The sequence below is a fragment of the Streptomyces sp. NPDC046915 genome (assembly GCF_040644935.1).
Lineage (GTDB): Bacteria > Actinomycetota > Actinomycetes > Streptomycetales > Streptomycetaceae > Streptomyces.
This window is the reverse complement of sequence record NZ_JBEYXB010000005.1, coordinates 38,145-53,332: the sequence shown is the minus strand read 5'-3', so window position 1 is coordinate 53,332 and position 15,188 is coordinate 38,145. Positions and strand designations below refer to the sequence as shown.

General features: G+C 73.7%; 18 protein-coding genes. 7 read left to right on the top strand and 11 right to left on the bottom strand.

Features of this window, described 5'->3' with window-relative positions; genetic code table 11:
- The gene (locus ABZ915_RS14235) at positions 1 to 408 is read right to left on the bottom strand and encodes a nuclear transport factor 2 family protein (protein WP_361801160.1); all 408 of its coding nucleotides are present in this window, start codon (positions 406 to 408) and stop codon (positions 1 to 3) included.
- A 70-nt stretch (positions 409 to 478) separates the two neighbouring features.
- Here ABZ915_RS14235 and ABZ915_RS14230 point away from each other — a divergent pair, with 70 nt between their 5' ends.
- Both ABZ915_RS14230 and ABZ915_RS14225 read left to right on the top strand, forming a co-directional pair.
- A complete protein-coding gene (locus ABZ915_RS14230) occupies positions 479 to 1,042 on the top strand; it encodes a PadR family transcriptional regulator (protein ID WP_361801157.1) in 564 nt (187 codons plus the stop codon).
- Between the two features lie 5 nt (positions 1,043 to 1,047).
- The gene (locus ABZ915_RS14225; protein ID WP_361801154.1) at positions 1,048 to 1,791 is read left to right on the top strand and encodes a methyltransferase domain-containing protein; all 744 of its coding nucleotides are present in this window, start codon (positions 1,048 to 1,050) and stop codon (positions 1,789 to 1,791) included.
- On the opposite strand, the gene ABZ915_RS14220 is transcribed toward ABZ915_RS14225, so the two are convergent.
- From ABZ915_RS14220 to ABZ915_RS14190, 7 genes are all read right to left on the bottom strand, one after another.
- Entirely contained in the window at positions 1,769 to 2,512 is a 744-nt protein-coding gene (locus ABZ915_RS14220; RefSeq protein WP_361801151.1) for a GntR family transcriptional regulator, read from the bottom strand. The two genes, ABZ915_RS14225 and ABZ915_RS14220, sit on opposite strands and share 23 nt — an antisense overlap.
- Positions 2,513 to 2,642: 130 nt before the next feature.
- Positions 2,643 to 3,818 (bottom strand): serine hydrolase domain-containing protein, encoded by a 1,176-nt coding sequence (locus ABZ915_RS14215; RefSeq protein ID WP_361801148.1) that lies wholly within the window; start codon positions 3,816 to 3,818, stop codon positions 2,643 to 2,645.
- Between the two features lie 109 nt (positions 3,819 to 3,927).
- Positions 3,928 to 4,332, bottom strand: coding sequence for a nuclear transport factor 2 family protein (locus ABZ915_RS14210; protein ID WP_361801145.1), 405 nt, complete (start codon positions 4,330 to 4,332; stop codon positions 3,928 to 3,930).
- Between the two features lie 10 nt (positions 4,333 to 4,342).
- The gene (locus ABZ915_RS14205; RefSeq protein WP_361801142.1) at positions 4,343 to 5,311 is read right to left on the bottom strand and encodes an acetylxylan esterase; all 969 of its coding nucleotides are present in this window, start codon (positions 5,309 to 5,311) and stop codon (positions 4,343 to 4,345) included.
- A gap of 111 nt (positions 5,312 to 5,422) precedes the next feature.
- Positions 5,423 to 6,001: a hypothetical protein gene (locus tag ABZ915_RS14200; protein WP_361801139.1), complete on the bottom strand. Its 579-nt coding sequence runs from the start codon at positions 5,999 to 6,001 to the stop codon at positions 5,423 to 5,425.
- A 205-nt stretch (positions 6,002 to 6,206) separates the two neighbouring features.
- A complete protein-coding gene (locus ABZ915_RS14195; RefSeq protein ID WP_361801136.1) occupies positions 6,207 to 6,977 on the bottom strand; it encodes a ferredoxin reductase in 771 nt (256 codons plus the stop codon).
- Positions 6,970 to 7,575, bottom strand: coding sequence for a sulfite oxidase-like oxidoreductase (locus ABZ915_RS14190; RefSeq protein WP_361801133.1), 606 nt, complete (start codon positions 7,573 to 7,575; stop codon positions 6,970 to 6,972). The genes ABZ915_RS14195 and ABZ915_RS14190 overlap by 8 nt, the downstream gene beginning before the upstream one ends.
- Before the next feature lie 184 nt (positions 7,576 to 7,759).
- Between ABZ915_RS14190 and ABZ915_RS14185 the strand changes: the two genes are divergently transcribed.
- Positions 7,760 to 8,686, top strand: coding sequence for an NADP-dependent oxidoreductase (locus ABZ915_RS14185; RefSeq protein ID WP_361802431.1), 927 nt, complete (start codon positions 7,760 to 7,762; stop codon positions 8,684 to 8,686).
- Complete coding sequence (locus ABZ915_RS14180; protein ID WP_361801130.1) at positions 8,683 to 9,408, top strand: GNAT family N-acetyltransferase; 726 nt, start codon at positions 8,683 to 8,685, stop codon at positions 9,406 to 9,408. Before ABZ915_RS14185 ends, ABZ915_RS14180 begins: the two co-directional genes overlap by 4 nt.
- A gap of 13 nt (positions 9,409 to 9,421) precedes the next feature.
- Here the strand turns inward: ABZ915_RS14180 and ABZ915_RS14175 are convergent, their stop codons facing one another.
- Entirely contained in the window at positions 9,422 to 9,823 is a 402-nt protein-coding gene (locus ABZ915_RS14175) for a MarR family winged helix-turn-helix transcriptional regulator (protein ID WP_361802428.1), read from the bottom strand.
- A 312-nt stretch (positions 9,824 to 10,135) separates the two neighbouring features.
- Between ABZ915_RS14175 and ABZ915_RS14170 the strand changes: the two genes are divergently transcribed.
- The gene (locus tag ABZ915_RS14170; RefSeq protein ID WP_361801127.1) at positions 10,136 to 10,933 is read left to right on the top strand and encodes a putative protein N(5)-glutamine methyltransferase; all 798 of its coding nucleotides are present in this window, start codon (positions 10,136 to 10,138) and stop codon (positions 10,931 to 10,933) included.
- Between the two features lie 6 nt (positions 10,934 to 10,939).
- On the opposite strand, the gene ABZ915_RS14165 is transcribed toward ABZ915_RS14170, so the two are convergent.
- The gene (locus ABZ915_RS14165; protein WP_361801125.1) at positions 10,940 to 13,018 is read right to left on the bottom strand and encodes a SpoIIE family protein phosphatase; all 2,079 of its coding nucleotides are present in this window, start codon (positions 13,016 to 13,018) and stop codon (positions 10,940 to 10,942) included.
- Positions 13,019 to 13,251: 233 nt separating this feature from the next.
- On the opposite strand from ABZ915_RS14165, the gene ABZ915_RS14160 reads away from it, so the two are divergent.
- The gene (locus ABZ915_RS14160) at positions 13,252 to 14,136 is read left to right on the top strand and encodes a hypothetical protein (protein WP_361802425.1); all 885 of its coding nucleotides are present in this window, start codon (positions 13,252 to 13,254) and stop codon (positions 14,134 to 14,136) included.
- Between the two features lie 95 nt (positions 14,137 to 14,231).
- On the top strand, positions 14,232 to 14,606 hold the full coding sequence (locus ABZ915_RS14155; protein ID WP_361801122.1) for a hypothetical protein: 375 nt from the start codon (positions 14,232 to 14,234) through the stop codon (positions 14,604 to 14,606).
- Positions 14,607 to 14,622: 16 nt separating this feature from the next.
- Here ABZ915_RS14155 and ABZ915_RS14150 read toward each other — a convergent pair whose 3' ends face one another.
- Entirely contained in the window at positions 14,623 to 15,033 is a 411-nt protein-coding gene (locus ABZ915_RS14150; protein WP_361801119.1) for a tautomerase family protein, read from the bottom strand.
- Positions 15,034 to 15,188 lie beyond the last annotated feature (155 nt).

Here is a 15,188-nt window from a genome sequence, read left to right as displayed (position 1 = left end):
TCAGGAGGCGGCGGCCGACCGGGCCTCCGCCTCCTTCGTGATCTGCTCGAACTGCGCGCCCATGGCCGCCGCCAAGGCCTGCGCGGCCGACAACGGCCGCACCATGACCATCAGTTCGTCGATCAGGCCGTCCTCGTTGAGATGGATGAAGTCGCAGCCGGTCAGCTCGCGGTCGCCCACCCGGGTGGCGAACACCAGCGCGTGGTCGCGCCCGTCGGCGCCGGCGAGCTCCCGCTCGTACCGGAAGTCCTCGAAGACCCGCGCGACCCCGCGCAGGATCGCCGCCGTGATCGCCTTGCCCGGGTACGGCTTGAACACGGCCGGGCTGGTGAAGACCACGTCCTCGGCCAGGAGCGCCTCCACGGCGTCCATGTCGCCCGCCTCGACCGCCTCGCGGAACGCACGCATCGGACCACCTCATAGTCAATTAGTTGAGTAAGTGCGGATGAGAATAGTCACCTGCTGTTAGCGTGTCCACATGTCTCTGAAGTACGCCGTCCTCGCCGCTCTTCTGGAGGGCGAGGCCTCGGGCTACGAGCTGTCCAAGGTCTTCGACGTGTCCCTGGCCAACTTCTGGCCGGCGACCCCGCAGCAGCTCTACCGCGAGCTGGAGCGGCTGGCGGGGGAGGGGCTGATCGAGGCCCGGGTGGTGCAGCAGGAGCGACGGCCCAACAAGCGGATGTTCACCCTCACCGAGGCCGGCCGCGCGGACCTGCGCTCCTTCGCCGCCGAGCCGCCCCGCCGGCCCACCGCCCTGCGCGACGAACTCTTCATCAAGATCCAGGCGATGGACGGTGCGGACCCGGCCGTCACCCGCGGGCTGGTCGAGGAGCGCATGTCCTGGGCGCGCGGCAAGCTCGACCGCTATCTGCGCGTCCGCGACCGCCTCCTCGACGGCCGCACCGAGGAGGAGTATCTGAGCGAGTCCGACCGCATCGGCCCGTATCTGACCCTGATGGGCGGGATCGCTTTCGAAGAGGGGAACCTGCGCTGGTGCGAGCGGGTTCTGACGCTCCTGAAGCAGCGGGTTGCCCTAGGCTGACCCGGATGTTCAGCCCCGAAGGCCCCACCCTGCGCGAACTCGCCGCCCAGGCGCTGTCGTCCGTCGAGCACGGCTACGACCTGCTCGCCCCGAAGTTCGACCACACCCCCTTCCGGACGTCGGACCGGCTGCTGGAGCCGGTCGCCGCGGTGCTCGCCCGGCTCGGCCCCGTCGCGGACGGGCTCGACCTGTGCTGCGGGACCGGCGCCGGTACTCAGGTGCTGGCGCGGGTGTGCCGCCAGAGCGTCACAGGGGTCGACTTCAGCGCCGGCATGCTCGCCGTCGCCCGGGAACGCGTCCGCCCCGCCGGGCCGCGCGTCGCCTGGGTGCGCGGTGACGCCCGCGCGCTGCCGTTCGCCGCCGCCTTCGACCTGGTGGTCAGCTTCGGCGCGTTCGGCCACTTCCTGCCCCGCGAGCTGCCCGGACTGTTCGCCCAGGTGCACTCGGCGCTCCGGCCGGGCGGCCGGTTCGCGTTCCCCGTGCCCGCCCCGCCGAGGCCGGCGACCTCGGCGTACTGGACGCTGCTCGGTTTCGACGCGGTGATGCGGGTGCGCAACGCCGTGTGGCGTCCGCCGTTCGTCATGTACTACCGCGCCTTCCGGTTCGGGGACGTGATGCGGGAGCTGGAGCGTGCCGGGTTCGTGGTGGAACTGCACGCCCTGCCCGAGCTCGGGCGGCGCACGGACGGCAGCCCTCGCGCCCGGCTGGTGGTGGCGCGCGCTGGCGTCACCCCGCCGCCGGCACCGTGAACTCGTAGACCAGGGTGTCCTGCTGGGCGTCCACCACGAGATCGGTGATCTCCAGCGGCCGGGCGAACTGGTCGTGCACCCGGCGGGTCACCCGGACCGAGGAGGCGTCGGCGACCGGGCTGATGGAGTCCCGGTGGTGCAGGGTCAGGCCCGCCTTGCGCATCCAGTCGTAGGCCCGCCGCAGCTGCGCCGCCGCGGCACCGTCGGCACGGTCGCGGTAACGGCCCAGCTCGGCCACCTCGGACAGGGCCACGGCGGAGAAGGAGGTCACCGCGGTGCGCACGGCGCGGCCGTCGGACGTGGCGGACTGGTAGCGGTGCACCAGGGTCGGCCGGTGCGGGGCGAGACCGAGGGCGGCGGCATGCTCGGGCGGGGGAGTCTCCCAGGTGACGGTCGCCCGGTCGACCGCGCCCGGATCGGCGCTGCGGGCACCCACCGGGAAGGCGAGCGACACCGGGTCCTCCACCGGCAGGCCGGGCAGGGTGGCGTGGCTGCCCCGCCGGTCGGTGTTCACCAGACCGTCGCGGCGCAGCACCTCCAGCGCCTGCCGGACGGTCTCCCGGCTGACGTCGAAGTGCTCGGCCAACCGCCGCTCGCCGGGCAGGCGTTCACCCGGCGGAATGGTTCCCTCGCGCAGCTCGCCGAGTAACTGCGTGGCGATCCGCCAGTAGAGCGGCTCGTCGTCGGTCTGCGGGTGGTCATGGGGGGTGGTGCGGGCCATGCCGCGCCTCCTGTTGGTGACAAGACGTAGCCGTGCGGGCTCATTGCGCGACCACATCTAGCATTGGTCTACACCAGCAGGGAAGGCCGGTCTGCCGGTTCGGCCGAAACCGAACCGCGGGACGCACGCGTCACAGCGCGCGGTACAGGGCGTCCACCAGTGCCGTCTTGCGCGGGTCGTCGGCGATGTGCGGCCCCATCCGGTTCATCGCATAGCCCAGGGACACGCCCGCCTCCGGGTCGGCGAGCCCGCAGGATCCGCCGAAGCCGTCGTGTCCGAAAGCGCGCGGATTGGGGCCGTACGAGCCGTTCGGGCCGCTCAGCCACAGTCCCAGCCCGATCTCCGTCTCGTCCTCGAAACCGGCCCCGAGTACCAGGTCACGGCAGCTGCCCTGGCCCTCGCGGACCCGCTCGGCCGCCTCGGCGGACAGCACCCGCCGGCCGCGGCACGTCCCGCGCCCGGCGAAGACGCCGTACAGCTCGGCGACCGCCCGCGCCGTGCCGTGCCCGTTGGCGGCCGGGATCTCGGCGGCCCGCCACTCGGGCGTGTTGGCCTCCTCCGCGCCCACCGCGGGATTGGTGAGCGCCGCGATCGCCGCGGGCGTCAACTGGCTGAAGATCGCGGCCTGTTCACTGCTCGTCGCGGCCCGCGGATGCACCAGCTCGGCCGCCCGGCCCGCCTCCCGCTCCGGCAGACCGATCCGGAAGTCGATCCCGAGCGGCCCGGTCACCTCCCGCTCCAGGAACGTCCCCGGCAGCAGCCCCGAGACCCGCCGGACCACCTCGCCGACCAGGAAGCCGTACGTCAGCGCGTGATACCCGGACCGCGTCCCCGGCTCCCACCACGGCTCGGTCGCCGCGAGCCGCGCGGTCGTCAGCGCCCAGTCGTAGAGCTGCCGCAGCGAGTGCGGTTCGCGCGGGCCGGAGAGTCCGGCGCGGTGCGACAGCAGATGCCGTACGAGGACCTTCTCCTTGCCCGCCGCCGCGAACTCGGGCCAATAGTCGGCGACCGGCGCGTCGAAGTCGAGCAGCCCCCGGTCGGCGAGGATGTGCGCACACAGCGCCACCGGTCCCTTGGAGGTCGACCAGAGGTTGACCAGTGTGTCCCGCTGCCACGGGCGGGTGCGGGCCGCGTCCGCCCAGCCGCCCCACAGGTCCACCACCGTCTCGCCGCCGACCGTCACCGCCACCCCGGCGCCCAGTTCGTCCCGGTCCCGGAAGTTCTCCTCGAACGCCCGCCGCACCGCCGTGAAGCGGGCGTCGCAGTGGCCGTGCACCCGCACCTCGTGAGCCTCGTCCCCGGACATCAGCCCTCCGTCGTCCGCCGTGAGCCCGGGCCGCGACGCCGCGACCCGGGCTCCCTGAACGTACCGACTGGTCGGACTGGAGGGAAGGGCGGGGAATGGACAATGGCGGTCAGCGGAAGAACAGCCTCCCGGTGGGCTCCCGGTGACCGTCCGCCGTGTGCCAGTAGTCCCGGGTCTCCACGGCACGTCCCTCCTCGTCGAACCGCGCGAAGACGCAGCCCGCCAGCGTGGACGGCACGCCGTCCTCCTCCGCCAGGACCAGGAACTCCGCCACCGCGACGCCGTCCGGAGCGACGACCGGCGCCGAGAACCGCACGCCGGTCACCCGCTCCTCGACGAACGACCAGCGCAGATACGCCCCGAGCGCCGCCCGCCCGCGGTGCGGCTCGCGGAACGGCATCGACCGGTGCACGCAGTCCTCGGCGTACAACTCCAGCAGCGCCGCCACGTCGTGCGTGGCCCAGGCCCGCTCCCAGACCCGGACGAACCGCTCCGCGGCCTCCCGTGTGTCCATCCGCCGCCCCTCAGGCGTACGACCGCAGCCAGCGCAGCTTCGCCGCCTCCTGATACGGTCCGCCGCCCTCGTGGTCGTTGAACTCGTACACCTCGATCCCCTTGTCGTCGTGCGACCAGGCGTTGAACGCCGCGAAGATCGTCGACGGCGGACAGGTCTGGTCCTCCAGGGCCGTCGAGAACAGGGCGGGCGCCCGGCCGCGGGCCGCGAAGTGGACGCCGTCGAAATAGGACAGCGTGCGCAGGACGTCCTCGGTCCGCCCGCGGTGCGTCTTGAGGTACAGACCGATCTCCCGGTACGGGTGCCGGTCCGTCAGGGTCGCCGCGCGCGGGAAGTCGCACAGGAACGGCACGTCCGGGGCGACCGCCACCAGGTCCGGGACCAGCCCACCCACCGCGAGGGTGATGCCGCCGCCCTGGCTCCCGCCGGTCGCCACGGTCCGCGCCGCGTCGGTGAGCGGGTGCGAACGGGCCGCCTCGACCGCGCGCACCGCGTCCGTGAACACCCGGCGGTAGTAGTAGTTCTCGGGCGCGTCGACGCCCCGGGTCATGAAGCCGGGGTACGCGGGGGAGCCGCCCACCGGGTCCGCGGTGCCGCCCCCGCCGCCCCAGGCGCTGCCCTGGCCGCGCGTGTCCATCACGAAGTGCGCCCGGCCCGTCGACGCCCACAGCAGGTGCTCGTGCGGCAGCCCGCGCCCGCCGCCGTAGCCCACGAACTCCACCACCAGCGGCAGCGGTTCCCCGGCTCCGGCGGGCAGGGTCAGCCAGCCCTTCACCGGGTGGCCGCCGAACCCGGCGAACGTCACGTCGTACACCGCCACGGTGGACAGCCCGGTGTCCACCGGTTCGAAGCGGGCGTCCAGGTCGTGCTCTCGGGCCTCCTGGAGCGTCTTGGACCAGAAGGCGTCGAAGTCCTCGGGCTCGGCGGACTCACTGCGGTACGCGCGGAGTTCGTCCAGGGGAAGATCGAACAGGGCCATCAACAACCGCCTTTGAGTGAGAACGTGCGGGTGATCACACCGTACGTGGGTGGTCGGAGGACTCGCCAGGCCCTCTCCGGGACCCGAGCCCCGGCTCCCGCGCCGGCCGGGTCAAGCCCTGCGCCGGGTCCAGCCCGGCCCAGTGCGGGCCCACTCCCGCTCCCACTCGTCCAGCCGATGCCGCAGCGAGACATGACGGGCCATGCCGTGGCCGAGGAGGAGAACGGCCGCCGCGCCGCCCGCCACGCACACGCCGACGCTGACGGTGTGCTGCCAGACCGCGACATCGTCCGGCGGCGGGGCGACGCTGCGCCCCCGGGAGTCGAACCACACGTCCACCACGTCACCCTGATGCGCCCCCGCCGGGACCCGGGCCGACGTCGTGCGCGTCCCCTTGCCCGGCTCCGCCCAGCGCACCGTCGTCCGATAGGCCTGCCGGTCGCCCACCGAGGGCAGCCGCTCCGGCGCGTCGCCGATCACCTCGGCACGGACGCGGTGGCGTTCCGCCCGCTGCGCCGTGGCCACGGTCCGCGCCTCTCCGTGGGCCCACAGGCCCGCCAGTGCCCCGGCCAGGGGCGCGCCCACGAACAGCAGGACGGCGACGGCCAGCGCCGTCCACGCCTCCACGACGTCCGACCGGCGTCGCAGCGGATTGCGCCGCCAGCGCCATCCGCGCACCCGGGTTCGCATGTCGGCCTCCTCGCCGTCACTCGAGCCGGAGGACCGGCCGGCCCCCCGGCCCGGAGCCGGTCCACCCCTCCCCGCGCACGTCGCACGCATGCGAGCGTCCACACCGGTCTCGTACCCCGTACGGAGCAGCTCGCTCACCCGCGGCGGAGCCGAGCATGGCAAAGGGCCCCACAGCGCCGCTGGACGCCCACTGGCGCGCCCCCGGTCAGCCGAAGCGCTCGATGCGGATCCGGTCGACGGGCTGTCCCGCCGCGACGAGCAGCCGCGAGGCGTGCTCCGCGAAGCCGTTGGAGCCGCACACATAGGCCTCCCACCCACCAGGAGGCTGCTCGGCCAGGAGCGGAGCCACATGTGCCGCCGCCATACGTCCCACCGGCACACCCTCCGGTGCCCGGCGCGTGAACACGGCCGTGGTCTCCGCGCCCAGCTCGCGCGCGTAGATCAGCTCCTCGGGGGTGCGCGCGGACACCACCATCCGCAGCGGCACCGACAGTCCCCGCGCCCGGTGGTGCCGCACCATCGACATCAGCGGTACGACCCCGGAGCCGGCGCCGACCAGCAGCGCGGGCCGGTCGCCCGGCCAGGCGAAGAAGCCGCTCAGCGGGCCGCGCACCTCGACCGTGTCACCCGGCCTGGCCACCGTGTGGAACCAGCCGGAGACCTCGCCGCCCTCGACGTGGTCCAGGGTCAGCTCGATGTGCCCGGAGCCGTCCGGCGCGGACGCGATGGAGTAGTGGCGCTGCGCCGCATAGCCGTCCTCGGCGGTGAGCCGCAGCATCAGATGCTGTCCGGGCAGGTGCCCCGCCCAGGCCGGCACGGCGAGCCGGAACGTGGCGGTACGGGGCGTCTCCCGCCGGATGCCGGTGAGCGTGGCCGTCTGCCACACCGACGCGGCCGGGTCGCCGACCTCGATGCGTCCGGGCACCGCGAAACGCGTAGGGGGAGTGAACGTCGTCGTGGTCACCGTCTCAGTCACCGGAGTACCGCTGCTCCTCCCAGGGGTTGCCCCGCGCGTGGTAGCCGTTGCGCTCCCAGAAACCCGGCTCGTCGTGGTCGAGCAGGGTGATGCCGGCGATCCACTTGGCGCTCTTCCAGAAGTACAGGTGCGGCACCAGCAGCCGGGCCGGCCCGCCGTGCTCGGCGGCGAGCGGCTCGCCGTCGTACTCCCACGCGATCCAGGCGCGCCCGCCGGTGAGGTCGGCCAGCGGCAGGCCGGCGGTGTAGCCGGTGTGCGAGTAGGCGACGGCATGGGTGGCGGATCCGTGGGGCCGGACCGCGCCGAGGAAGGCGTCCAGTGACACGCCCCCGAACCGCACCCCGAACTTCGACCAGCCCGTGACGCAGTGGATGTCGCCCTCGTACGCGGATCCGGGCAGCGCGTGCGCCTCGTCCCAGTCCCAGGTGCGCGGCTCGGCCACCAGCCCGTCGACGCGGAACGTCCAGTCGGCCGGCGCGAGGTCGGGGGTGACCTCGGCGGACAGGACGGGCCAGTCGTCGCCGGCGTCGTACTGGCCGGGCGGCAGCCCCGCACGGGCGGCGCGCGGACGCCCGGTGAAGCCTCGGGTGACGTTCATGCTTCAACCGTACGCTGTCCCCGCCGGTGCTCCGTCCCTGGTCAGTGCCCCTCGCCGGGCCCCGGCACCGCTGTCGTGTGAACTCCGGGCCGGTGAGGGAATAGCCGTCCCGCGTTCCTGCTTGGCGCTGAAGTGCCGACGCCGGCGTCCCGGCGACAGCAGCGCAAGGAGAGTGAGGAAGCAGATGCCCAAGGCGTACGTCTTCACGCGGTACGGCGGACCGGAGACCGAGGCCCTCGTGGACGTGGACCGGCCGGCCCCCGGCCCCGGTCAGCTCCTGGTCGCGGTCCGCGTGGCGGGCGTGAACCCGGTGGACTGGAAGCTGCGCACCGGCTACCGCCGCCCCGACGACCGGGGCGAGCGCGAGTTCCCGGCCGTACTCGGCAACGAGGTCTCCGGAGTCGTCGAGGAGATCGGCGAAGGCGTGAGCGGATTCGCCGTCGGGGACGAGGTCTTCGGCAACACGGCAGCCGGAGGGTACGCCGAGTACGCGCTGCTGCCCGCCGGGGTGACCGCGCACAAGCCCGCCGCCCTCTCCTTCGCCGCCGCCGCCACCCTGCCGGTCGCCGCCGCCACCGCCTACGACGGCGTGCGCCAGCTCGCCCTGCCGGCGGGCGCGACGTTGCTGATCACCGGCGCGGGCGGCGGGGTCGGGGCCGCCGCCGCCCAGATCGCCCGTGCCTTCGGGCTGCGGGTCGTGGGGGTGGCGAGCGAGGGCAAGAGGGAGTTCGTCCAGTCGCTGGGCGCGGTGCACGTGCCCGCCGGGCCGGACCTGACCCGACGGGTGCGCGCCGCCGCGGCCGCCGGCGTCGACGGCGTCTTCGACCTCGTCGGCGGCGAGGTGCTCGCCGAGGCGGCCGGACTGCTCACCGACCGGACCAGGCTGATCACCGCGGGCGCGCCCGAGCAGACCGTGGCGGACCTCGGTGGCGCCCGGGTGGCCCGCGCCCGCACCGCCGCCGTCCTGGACGCGGTGGCGGACCTGGTCGTCAAGGGCGACCTGGACCCGCACGTCACCCGGACCTTCCCGCTGGAGCGCGCCGCGCAGGCCCTGCGCGCCGTCGAGGAAGGGCACGCCCGGGGCAAGATCGTGATCGAGGTCGCCCGATGACCACCGGGACCCCGCACGTCCTCGACAACCCCGCCCGCGCCGCCCTGACCGGCCCGCACGCCCGCTTCGCCGAGCGGCGCGGCCGGGTCCTGCGCTATCCGGTCGACGTCTCCCCGTGGCTGGCCCTGCCCGACGAGCCCGACGCCGAGGACTGGGCGGACCTCGCGGCGCTGGCGGGACCGGGGGCCGAGGTGCCGCTGCTCGGCTTCCGGGGACGGGTTCCGGACGACTGGGAGATCACCTTCCGGATCGAGGGAGTCCAACTGGTCGACGACGGCCTGACCGCCGCCCCGGACGCGGAGGCGGTCCGCCTCGGCCCCGCCGACGTACCCGAGATGGCCGACCTGGTCGAGCGCACGAGGCCCGGCCCGTTCGAGGCCCGCACCATCGAGCTCGGCACCTATCTGGGCATCCGGCGCGAGGGCACGCTGATCGCGATGGCGGGGGAGCGGCTGCACCCGCCCGGCTGGACCGAGATCAGCGCGGTCTGCACCGACCCCGCCTTCCGCGGCGAGGGCCTGGCGACCCGGCTGATCCTCGCGGTCGCGCACGGCATCAGGGAACGCGGCGAGACTTCGTTCCTGCACACCGGCGCGGGCAACGCGGGCGCCATCCGGCTGTACGAGTCGCTGGGGTTCAGGCTCCGCCGTCGCACCGCCTTCCTCGCGGCGCGGGCTCCCGAGCGGCTGGCCGACGGCCTGGAGGCCGTGCCGGTGGCGTGACCCGGCGGTCCGCTCACTCCGCCTCGGCGACCTCCGGCGGCTCGGCGTTGTACCGCTCCAGGTACGCCGCGAACCGCGTCAGGTCCTCCTCCGGCCAGTGCGCGAGCCGCTCCCGGAAGGCCGCCCGGCGGCGCCGGGTGACCTGGGCGAGGATCTCCCGGCCGGCCTCGGTCAGATGCAGCAGCTGGACCCGGTGGTCCGCCGGGTCCGGGCGGCGCTCGATGAGCCGGGCCCGCTCGAGCGCGGACACCTGGCGGCTGACCGTGGACTTGTCCAGGGCGTAGTGCGCCGCGAGGTCGGTGGCCCGGCAGCTGACGACCTCCTCCAGGTGTCCGAGCAGCGTGTACGACACCAGCGACAGCTCGGGGTGCATGCGCCCCGCCGAGGCCCGGGCCCGCCGGGCGAAGATCGTCATCTCGCGCTGGATGGTCTCGATCGCCGTCTGGGCTGTCGTCACGGGTCCGCCTCCTCCACCTTTCTTGTTGCATAGTACAAATAGCCCGCCGGTGTGCCGCCGGGGCGAACTCCGCGCGGCCGGCGCCCGATCGGGCTGGGGTAAGGTGGCCGTCGGCCGCGGACGATCGCGGCCCCAGGCCCTTGAGGAGGTGAGACCCATTACCGCTGTGTCAGCCGGGGTGCTCTCTCCTCGCGACGGAACGGATCACCGGCACCGGTGACCGTGAGAGCGCCCTTCGGCCCCAGGCCCGAAGAAAGGCTCTCGGCTTCCATGCCCCCTCTTTCCCCCTTCTCGCCCGACGCCGTCGTGACGGTGCTGCGCGCCGCCGGCTGCGTCTTCGCCGAGGACGAGGCGGAGTTGCTCCTCGCCGCCGCCCGCACCCCGGACGAACTCGCCATGATGGTGGACCGGCGCGTCGCCGGACTGCCCCTCGAACACGTCCTCGGCTGGGCCCACTTCCACGACCTGCGCATCGCCGTGGAACCCGGCGTGTTCGTACCCCGGCGCCGCACCGAGTTCCTCGTCGACCAGGCCCTCGCCCAGGCGCCGGACGCGGCCGTCGTCGTCGACCTGTGCTGCGGTTCCGGCGCGGTCGGCGCGGCGCTGGCCGCCGCGCTCGGCCGGGTCGAGCTGCACGCCGCCGACATCGACCTCGCAGCGGTGCGCTGCGCCCGCCGCAATGTCGCCCCGTACAGCGGTCAGGTCCACGCGGGCGACCTGTTCGAGGCGCTGCCCGACGGCCTGCGCGGCCGCGTGGGCATCCTCGCGGCCAACGTGCCGTACGTCCCCTCCGGCGAGGTGGGGTTCCTGCCCGCGGAGGCCCGCGAGCACGAACCGCTCGTCGCCCTCGACGGCGGCCCCGACGGCCTCGACGTCCTGCGCCGGGTCGCCGGTGAGGCCCCCGACTGGCTCGCCCCCGGCGGCTGCCTGCTGGTCGAGACGAGCGAACGCCAGTCCCCGGCGGCCGTCGACGCCTTCACCCGCGCCGGTCTGACGACGCGGCTGGCGGTGTCGGATGAGCTGTACGCCCATGTGGTGGTCGGCGTGCGGCCCGAGCGCGGTGCCTAGGCCCTGTCAGGCCGGCTCCTGTGCCCGTGCGATGAGGAGCGCCACGTCGTCGTGGTTGTCGGGGTGGTGCATCGTGCGCAGGAGGAGGTCGCAGACCTCCTCCAGTGGGCGGGCCGGGTCGTCGAGGAGGGCGAGCAGGGCGTCCAGGCGTTCGTCGAGCGAGTGCCGGCGCGTCTCCACCAGACCGTCGGTGTAGAACACGAGCTCGTCGCCGGGGGCGAAGTCGACGGTGACGGTGGAGAAACCCACGCCGCCCACGCCAAGCGGCACCCCCGTGGGCAGGTCGAGCAGCTCCGGCGGGCGGCCGGGACGCACGTGCGCCGGCGGCAGGTGCCCGGCGTTGGCGATCCGGCACTGGCGCAGATGGGGGTCGTGGACGGCGTACACACAGGTCGCGATGGAGTGGTCGAGCCCCGAGGTGGTCTTGTCGAGGTGCTCCAGGAGCACCGCGGGATCCAGACCGAGCGCGGCCAGCGTGGCGGTCGCGGTCCGTAGCCGGCCCATCGTCGCGGCGGCGCTGATGCCGCTGCCCATCACATCGCCCACGACCAGCGCCGTCTTGCCGTCCTCCAGGGGGATGACGTCGAACCAGTCGCCGCCGACCTCGCTGGTGGCCCCGGCCGGCTGGTAACGGGAGGCCACCTCCAGGCCGGTGGTCGCCGGCGGAGGGCCGGGCAGCAGGCTGCGCTGGAGGGTGAGCGCGGTGTCGCGGGCGTTCTGGTACCAGCGGGCGTTGTCGATCTGCACGGCCGCGCGGGCGGCCAGTTCCCGGGCGAGCAGCAGGTCGTCCTCGCCGAAGGGCTCCGGGTTCCGCGTACGCTTGAGATCGAGGGCACCGAGCACCTCGCCGCGCGCGATCAGCGGTACGGCCAGATACGAGTGGATGCCCGCCCGGTCCAGCAGCACCGCCGCCTCGGCGGAGCGGGCGATGCGCGGGAGGTCCTCGTCCTTCACCCGCGCCACCAGGACCGGGCTGCCGGTCCGTACGCACTCGGTGACCAGCCGGTCGGGCGCGTAACGGGCGATCTGCCCGGGCGGGTCGGCGGCCCGCAGGGCGTCCTCCGCGTCCTCCGCGCGGACGGCGAGGGCACGGATCACCGCCGGCTCGGACGGCCCGAGGCTGCTGGGGCGGCCCTCGACTACCGCGTCCAGCAGGTCCACCGCGGCCACGTCGGCGAGTTCCGGCACGGCGACGTCGGCCAGCTCGCGGGCGGTGCAGTCCAGGTCCAGCGTGGTGCCGATCCGCGCCGAGGCGTCGGCGATCAGGGCGAGGCGGCGCCGCGCGGTCTCCGCCTCGACGCCCGCCCGGTACTGCTCGGTGGTGTCGACCATCGACGCCGCCACGCCGAGCACGGTGCCCGTGGCGTCCTCCAGCCGGTACAGCGACACCGACCAGGCGTGGTCCTCGTCCGGGTCGGCCGGGGTGCGGCCCACGGTGGACCGGTCGACGACCGGCGCGCCCGTCCGAAGGACCCGGCGGGCCGCGGACTCCAGCGCGTCGGCGTCCAGCAGCGGCACGACCTCGCGGAGGGTCCGCCCGACGTGCTCCTCGGCGGACACGCCGTTGATCTTCTCCAGCGCCGGGTTGGCCGAGACGTACCGCAGCCGCGTGTCCAGGACGGCCAGCCCGATCGGCGACTGCTGCACCATCCGCCCGGACAGCGCCAGCTCCTGCTCCATCCGGCGGACCGTCGACTGATCCGCGGCCAGACCCAGCGCGTACACGTCGCCCCGGTCGTCCAGCAGCCGCATGTTGCGGAACTCCACCAGGCGCGTGCTGCCGTCCTTGTGCCGGATGGGGAAGCCCCCGGCCCAGTCCTGCCCGGTGCGCAGCACGTCGGCGAAGAGCTCGCCGACCAGCTCGATGTGCTGCTCGTGCACCATCAGGCGGGCCGCGTACCGCCCCAGCGCCTCCTGCGCCGACCAGCCGAACAGCTCCTCCGCCTGGGGGCTCCACAGCACGACGCGCCCGTCGGAGTCCAGCACCACCGAGGCCACGCCCAGCACGTCGAGCAGCCCGCTCGGGCGCACCGGTCCGCGCAGGGGCTCCCCGCCCGCGCCCACGGGAGCCTCGGCTGCACTCATGCCACGCACCGCCTCCTGCTGTCCGCGCGGCACGCCTTCCCCAGTGCCGCGTCCCCTTGTTCTACCGTGCCCGCCCCGGACTTTCCGACGCAGCCGACGGCTTTCTCCACCGCGACACCCCGGAGTTCACGCCCCTGTTGTGCTTTTGGTCTGTACATGATCAAGCGCTCGGTCCAGACTGTCGGCCGACCGATCACCACCCCCCGCCCGAGGAGTCGGCCATGCCCGCGCCCCTGCCCGCGTCCGTCCGGCAACGTTGTCGCGCAGCCCTCAGCGCACTCGTCGTCGTCGCCACCGCCGCCGCCCTCTCCCTCACCGTGTCCGCCGCGCCCGCCTCCGCCGCCGACACCTGGACCGAGACCGGTTCCGACCGCGCCGATCCGCTCACCGAGAGCCAGGGCCTGACCTCGGTCGAGGTCCCGGCCGGCAGCCCCAACCGGTACACCGGCATCGGCACCATCCCTTCCGACGTGAGCGGCCGCGGCTGGAACCACGTCGGCGACCCCGACGCCTCGTACGGCGGCTACTACATCGAGCCGTACCAGCGGGACTCCGGCAACTCGAAGATGTTCCGGGTGCAGGCACCCGGCGGCGCCTGGTCGGAGTACGTCCACACCCTGGGCTCCGGGGAGGCGCTGAACAACTCCTGGGTCGCGATCTCGCCCGACGGCCGGTGGACGCTCGCGGGCGAGTACGGCACGATGACCCGCTTCCTGGTCTTCCCGACCCCGGGCGTGAACGCCTCCACCTCGCCCTCGGCGAACCTGCCGCAGGTCTCCACCGTCAACCTCGACCACGCCGTGCGCGACGTCCAGGGCTGCGACTTCTCCTCCCCGACGACGCTGCTGTGCTCCTCCGACGACCCCGAGGGCACGCTCTTCGGCATGACCAAGCCGCTCCTCCAGGTGGACCTGTCGGGCGCGCCGAACGGCACGGCGGACGTCTCCGGCCACGTCACGGCGCTGCGCCAACTGCCGCTGCGCAGCGCCTGCTCCGGCACCTTCGAGGCCGAGGGCATCGACTACGACCGGCGTACCGGCACCCTGCGGGTGATCGTGGTGTCCCCGGGCTTCTGCGTGCTCACCGACAGCAAGACGTACAAGTTCACGCGCGGCTAGAGGTGTGACGGGCGGTCGGTGGTGCTTTCCTGGGGATGGACGCGGTTCGGCGGGGTACCCCGTTCCACCGCAGCGCGGCCAGGAAAGGAGCGATCATGAAGGACACGGAGCGGTCGCATCCGGAAACCGTCTCGGTGGAGATCAGCGGATACTCCAAGGACGACGCCCGACTCGTCTTCGAGGCGCTCAGCGCCTGCTTCGCCTCGGACCGGGCCCCCGAAGAGGTGCCGCAGCAACTCCACGAGAGCCGTCCGATGGTGTGGCTCGGCACCTACGACGTCGCGGACGCCCGCGGGCAGGGCTGCCCGCCGGTGCACCTCGGCTCGCCCGTCCAGGCGGACGTCCAGGGCAGTTACTGGGCGGTGGACCGCTTCCGGCACAGCCTGGACTCGATGTTCACCGTCCAGGAGACCTGTGCGGCCTCCGGCGACCAGGAGAGGGACCTCCACCTCCGCCTCGAAAGCCGCTGACCCGTCTTCCGGCCGCTCACGACGCCCCGGCCGCCCCATCGGCGCCCGGGGCGTACTGCGCCTCCCCGTGGCCGAGGGACCAGTCGACCGACTCGTTCTCGGTGACGGTGACGAGCACATTGCGCGGCTCGGTGCCCGCGTAGGCGTGGGCGAGCTCCGCGATCCGCCGGTACAGCGCCCGCTTCCGGCCGGGCGTGCGCCCCGAGCGCATGGTGATCGCGACGAAGACGACACCCTCGTCCCGGTGGACGCCGAGGTAGTCGTCGTGGCGCAGGGTGCCGGTGACGCCGTCGTGGCCGGTGAGGACCTGGAACCGGTCGTCGGGCGGGATGCCGAGGGTCTCCACCAGCGCTTCGTGGACGGCGCGGCCGAGGGCCTCCAGGCGGGTGCGGTCGGTGCCGAGGGCGTCGATGCGGACGAAGGGCATGGGCGGGCTCCTGTATGCGTGCGGGGCCGGGTGCACCCTGAGTGTACATACTAGTAGTTACAAAGTGGCCGGACTCACCCTCCCAGGCTTATGCAACTAGTTGCACAATGGCTTGTCCCTCCTCTAGAACAGAGCCCAAGACACCGCGCACGGAG

What these genes read in the sequence shown, in the direction of transcription:
- ABZ915_RS14190 (WP_361801133.1), bottom strand. Translation starts at nt 7,575, where the DNA reads ATGAACGTCACCCGAGGCTTCACCGGGCGTCCGCGCGCCGCCCGTGCG.
- ABZ915_RS14220 (WP_361801151.1), bottom strand. Translation starts at nt 2,512, where the DNA reads ATGGCCCGCACCACCCCCCATGACCACCCGCAGACCGACGACGAGCCG.
- ABZ915_RS14225 (WP_361801154.1), top strand. Translation starts at nt 1,048, where the DNA reads ATGTTCAGCCCCGAAGGCCCCACCCTGCGCGAACTCGCCGCCCAGGCG.
- ABZ915_RS14150 (WP_361801119.1), bottom strand. Translation starts at nt 15,033, where the DNA reads ATGCCCTTCGTCCGCATCGACGCCCTCGGCACCGACCGCACCCGCCTG.
- ABZ915_RS14185 (WP_361802431.1), top strand. Translation starts at nt 7,760, where the DNA reads ATGCCCAAGGCGTACGTCTTCACGCGGTACGGCGGACCGGAGACCGAG.
- ABZ915_RS14205 (WP_361801142.1), bottom strand. Translation starts at nt 5,311, where the DNA reads ATGGCCCTGTTCGATCTTCCCCTGGACGAACTCCGCGCGTACCGCAGT.
- ABZ915_RS14235 (WP_361801160.1), bottom strand. Translation starts at nt 408, where the DNA reads ATGCGTGCGTTCCGCGAGGCGGTCGAGGCGGGCGACATGGACGCCGTG.
- ABZ915_RS14180 (WP_361801130.1), top strand. Translation starts at nt 8,683, where the DNA reads ATGACCACCGGGACCCCGCACGTCCTCGACAACCCCGCCCGCGCCGCC.
- ABZ915_RS14215 (WP_361801148.1), bottom strand. Translation starts at nt 3,818, where the DNA reads ATGTCCGGGGACGAGGCTCACGAGGTGCGGGTGCACGGCCACTGCGAC.
- ABZ915_RS14200 (WP_361801139.1), bottom strand. Translation starts at nt 6,001, where the DNA reads ATGCGAACCCGGGTGCGCGGATGGCGCTGGCGGCGCAATCCGCTGCGA.
- ABZ915_RS14165 (WP_361801125.1), bottom strand. Translation starts at nt 13,018, where the DNA reads ATGAGTGCAGCCGAGGCTCCCGTGGGCGCGGGCGGGGAGCCCCTGCGC.
- ABZ915_RS14230 (WP_361801157.1), top strand. Translation starts at nt 479, where the DNA reads ATGTCTCTGAAGTACGCCGTCCTCGCCGCTCTTCTGGAGGGCGAGGCC.
- ABZ915_RS14175 (WP_361802428.1), bottom strand. Translation starts at nt 9,823, where the DNA reads ATGACGATCTTCGCCCGGCGGGCCCGGGCCTCGGCGGGGCGCATGCAC.
- ABZ915_RS14170 (WP_361801127.1), top strand. Translation starts at nt 10,136, where the DNA reads ATGCCCCCTCTTTCCCCCTTCTCGCCCGACGCCGTCGTGACGGTGCTG.
- ABZ915_RS14155 (WP_361801122.1), top strand. Translation starts at nt 14,232, where the DNA reads ATGAAGGACACGGAGCGGTCGCATCCGGAAACCGTCTCGGTGGAGATC.
- ABZ915_RS14210 (WP_361801145.1), bottom strand. Translation starts at nt 4,332, where the DNA reads ATGGACACACGGGAGGCCGCGGAGCGGTTCGTCCGGGTCTGGGAGCGG.